Origin of the sequence: Mesorhizobium sp. M2A.F.Ca.ET.067.02.1.1 (assembly GCF_004023285.1) — a bacterium.
In the GTDB taxonomy this organism is placed as follows: domain Bacteria; phylum Pseudomonadota; class Alphaproteobacteria; order Rhizobiales; family Rhizobiaceae; genus Mesorhizobium.
The window spans coordinates 1-1196 of sequence record NZ_RZSB01001159.1 but is presented as its reverse complement, the minus strand read 5'-3'; the positions used below and the strand labels follow the sequence as shown (position 1 = coordinate 1196).

Sequence of the window (1196 nt, the reverse complement as noted above, 5' to 3'; positions counted from 1 at the left end):
AAGACGCGCTTCGGCAGCGGAATTCCCGCCGACATCAGGAAAGCCGGCCAATAGACCGCGTGGAAGCGCACGATGTCCTTGCCGATGATGTGCGCGTCGGCTGGCCAGAAACGCCATTTATCATCGTTTTCATTGGGATAGCCGACGCCGGTGATGTAGTTGGTCAAGGCGTCGACCCACACATACATCACATGCTTCTCGTCGCCAGGCACCGGCACGCCCCAGTCGAAGGTGGTGCGCGAAACCGACAGGTCCTTCAGCCCGGATTTGACGAAGCTCATCACCTCGTTGCGACGCTCGGCCGGACCGATGAAATCGGGCTGGCTCTCGTAGAGCGTGATGAGCTTGTCCTGATAGGCCGACAGGCGGAAGAAATAGCTTTCCTCCTCGACCCATTCGACAGGCGTTCCCTGCGGCCCGTAGCGCACATTGTCGGCGCGGACTTCGGTCTCCTCCTCGCCGTAATAGGCCTCGTCGCGCACCGAATACCAGCCGGCATAGCCACCCTTGTAGATGTCGCCATTGGCGGCCATCGCCTTCCAGATCGCCTGGGAGGACGCATAATGCCGTTCCTCGGTGGTGCGGATGAAATCGTCGTTGGAAGCGTTCAGCGCGCTCGCCATGCGTTTGAACTCGGCCGAATTGCGGTCGGCGAGCTCGCGCGCCGCGATGCCTTCCTTGCGCGCCGTCTGCAGCATCTTGATGCCGTGCTCGTCGGTGCCGGTCAGGAAGAACACGTCCTTGCCGTCGAGCCGCTGGAAGCGGGCAAGCGCGTCGGTGGCGATCAGCTCATAGGCATGGCCGATATGCGGCTTGCCGTTCGGATAGGAGATCGCGGTCGTGATGTAGAATGTGTCGCGTGACATGAATGAACCGTCATGAATATCTGAATGTGAGTTGTGGCGGTGGATATCGCATCGGAACGTCGATTGCCATCCCGAGGCCAATGCAGGCCGCCCGAAAGTGGGCCAACGGCATGCATCGAACGGGCCGTCACATTCGCATCGCAGAATTCAGGCGGTCGATCATGGTCAGGGCGTGCTGCTTCTTGTCGAGATTGTAGGTCTCGGCTTCAGATATCGTGTTAAGCGCCTCCTGCCAAGCCTCAGACAGGGTTTTGGCCCTAGCGAGGTCGCCGGACAGCGCCGCTTCGCTGGCGGCGGCCGAAAGCAGATCGAGCGCGCGGCGATTGAAGA

At 60.7% G+C, this 1196-nt stretch carries 1 protein-coding gene and 1 pseudogene; both read right to left on the bottom strand.

Translation table 11 applies throughout. The features are described from left to right. Window positions 1–866: methionine--tRNA ligase (locus EOA28_RS36365; protein WP_128315872.1), on the bottom strand; the 866-nt coding region annotated here is incomplete at its 3' end. A 127-nt stretch (window positions 867–993) separates the two neighbouring features. Next, window positions 994–1196: pseudogene (locus EOA28_RS36360) on the bottom strand (DNA polymerase III subunit delta'); the annotation flags it as partial.